Annotated in this window: 1 protein-coding gene; it reads right to left on the bottom strand. The window is 51.6% G+C overall.

Annotated features, from left to right (window positions below; genetic code table 11):
- Window positions 1-432 precede the first annotated feature (432 nt).
- Window positions 433-2376, bottom strand: coding sequence for an erythromycin esterase family protein (locus tag VE954_RS28720; protein ID WP_324959401.1), 1944 nt, complete (start codon window positions 2374-2376; stop codon window positions 433-435).
- Window positions 2377-2649: the final 273 nt, after the last annotated feature.

Below are 2649 nucleotides of genomic sequence, written 5' to 3' on the forward strand. Positions count from 1 at the left end.
GCGTGGTCCTAAACTTCTGATTCCACAGGAGCAGGTCGGGATCAACATCCCGGTCACACGGCAATCCATGTATGTGCTTGGATAGAAAAGTACACTAAACTCTTTTTATGACTGTCTCAAAATAGCTGATTTATTCCGCATCGAGGTGCCAAGCGAAAGTCAGATCACTCCCAGACCGCAAATAAAATTCCGGGGCTGGTTTGGCCATAAAATAGCCAAAACTGATCAAAAGCTTGATCTCTGTGCTTGCCATCCGCTGCGTCAGCCCTCAAGAGTCAGCCGCTGTGTCTGGCGTCGCGCGATATTCCACGTAAAACCCTGGTGAATCCGCACAAGATGGCTGAACGGCAGGATTATAACAAGGCTTTCGAGGAGCTGGTGACCTACCACTATCACCAGCTGCTCAAAAACCAGGAGGGGCGGAACAGAGGGCTACTGGCAGATGCCTGGACCATCCTTATGGAAGTAGAAGATTCCGTCGACCTGCTCCCGCGGCACGAATGTCATGTAGTCTTTCTCAACGCTCGTCGCCAGCTCGTCAAGGTTCAGATAGGGATGAGCCACGTTGTGAGGAAAAATAATTTTGCTAGCCTTGGCATGGATGTCAAGCTTCGGGGCTTTATGAACCGCGGCATACATCATGAATCGATCAAAGCCATTCAGATAACCGAGAAGGTTGCCCGGTTCATATGCATATTTACTTTGCAGCGACGCCCGCAGGGGAATGCCCTGGACTTGAACCGTATAGACATTCGCAAGGGTGCCTATAACCGCATATTGATCACCCAAATTCCTGGCGAGATGAAGGCCCAGATTTTCAATGGGTGATAGAGGACTTTGAATGCGAGTCGCGTCTTTGGTCATATGGAAAAGGGCGCCATACGATACGATCTTCTTTCCTGGAAAAAGATGCGTCGCCTGATGGAGATAAGACAGTGCCATGGCAGCGTCGCGAGCTTCAAACCCTCTTTTAAAAAGAGTCCCGCCCAACCCATCCATGCTCCAAACATAAAGTTCGGCCAGTCTGCTTTGAACCGCGAGCTCGAAAAAGTCGCGGCTTTTGCCGGTTTCGAAAGCGAGAGAAGGCAAAATCTTAACTATATTTTGGAGTGTGGCTTCGCAGGCATCCCATGGAGCTGCGGCCGGAGTCGCAGGACAGGCGTCGAGCTCAGCAGCCAGGGAAGAATATTGGGGTCCATTGTCCAGAAGATGATCCTTGATGACCTTAAAATCGCTCTCAGCCTGATGCTGCACATCAAAGCCTGCGACCTGCACTTTATGGTCAGCGCTTTGGGTCCTGTTATAGGCTTCGAGCCATTGGAGGAAAGCCTTGAGCTCGGGCGTATCGAAGGCGGAAAAGCCGATTTTCAGATCATTGAGAGGCGTTTTTCCGAGGACATAGTTGTTGGCCTTTTGCATGTCGGTCATGGGCAGTTCCAAACTCACGACCTCGAATCGATGATGTAGGATCAGGTGTTTGGCGGCCTCGAAAAAAGTTTCATGTACAACGGAACTGCCGCAGGTTCCGAACGTTGACTGGTGCCTGGCTTCTCCGAGGGCGATGTGGCTCTTGCTTTGCGCCAACTCATCGAGGAATCTGAAATCCACCTGCTTGAGCGAAAGTTTGCCAGGATCCAGATTGGTTAGGTGGTCGGGGAGGGGTTTTTCCGCACCATACAGGCGCTCGAGAATTTCAATGTCGCCGCGACTGAGAGAGGGCGGCTCACCAGCAAGGAGACTCTCCGCGTTCATGCAGTAGTTCATAATCGACTTGGGATCATACGCCGTGCCCCAGTTCACTGCATATCCATCGCCTAAATCGCGGTACGTATCACCAAAGGGCTGGCAGATATTATCAGCGCGCTGGTGCTCATGCTGAAGTCCGAGAATGTGACCGAATTCGTGAAGAGCATAGGACCGGATGCAAAGTCTGACTTTTGTCGCATCGGAGCAGAGATCCTTGCGCCAGTTTTGAAAAGTAAAGTTCTGCCGCAACGCATCCTTCTTGCCGCTCACGGCTGGGCCCATAAAATCCGGCTCACTGATGCCTGGTCTCGCAGCATTGGGAGTATCGGAAACCAGGACGCGGACTCCTGGACTATGGGCCTGACAGGGTCCAAAGTCCACAAACCTGATGGGCGTGCGCGCGTTGTATTCTTCTTCCAGCGCCTGCCGCATGATGGTCCAGCCGGACTCGAGCTCGGGAGACGGGTTTTCCCAGCACACCGGGATCTGACCCTGTCTCGGCCAAAGATATTCACGCGTAACAGCCGCCTTGACCTGGCTGGTATCGTTGTTTGCCGCTGTACAGGAAAGCATTCCTGAAATTGCGATGATGCCTATTCCTTTGAAATACTGTCTGGCCAATATCAGCATTGCGTTTCTCCTGCGATTGTACACCTTCGTCTCAAGCTTCGGAGCCGCGACTGCTGCACGTGAAGCTACGGATTTTTCGTAAAAGCAATTTACTTGCCAGTTCAAAGGTCGTATAATTTTCCATACTTAGGGACTAGGTACCTAAGCAAAAGTCTTTGATCACTTTGCAACTTGATAGTAGGGTCAACGGCGATCGGAGGGATTGCCAGTGGCCACAATTGAATTATCGCCGTATGAGCGCCGTAAACTCCGCGAGGTTTTGCGCAGAGATTC

This window comes from Oligoflexus sp. (genome assembly GCF_035638955.1).
Lineage (GTDB): Bacteria > Bdellovibrionota_B > Oligoflexia > Oligoflexales > Oligoflexaceae > Oligoflexus.

Excerpts from the sequence above, each read along its gene's own strand:
- VE954_RS28720 (WP_324959401.1), bottom strand. The coding sequence starts at position 2,376 with ATGCTGATATTGGCCAGACAGTATTTCAAAGGAATAGGCATCATCGCA.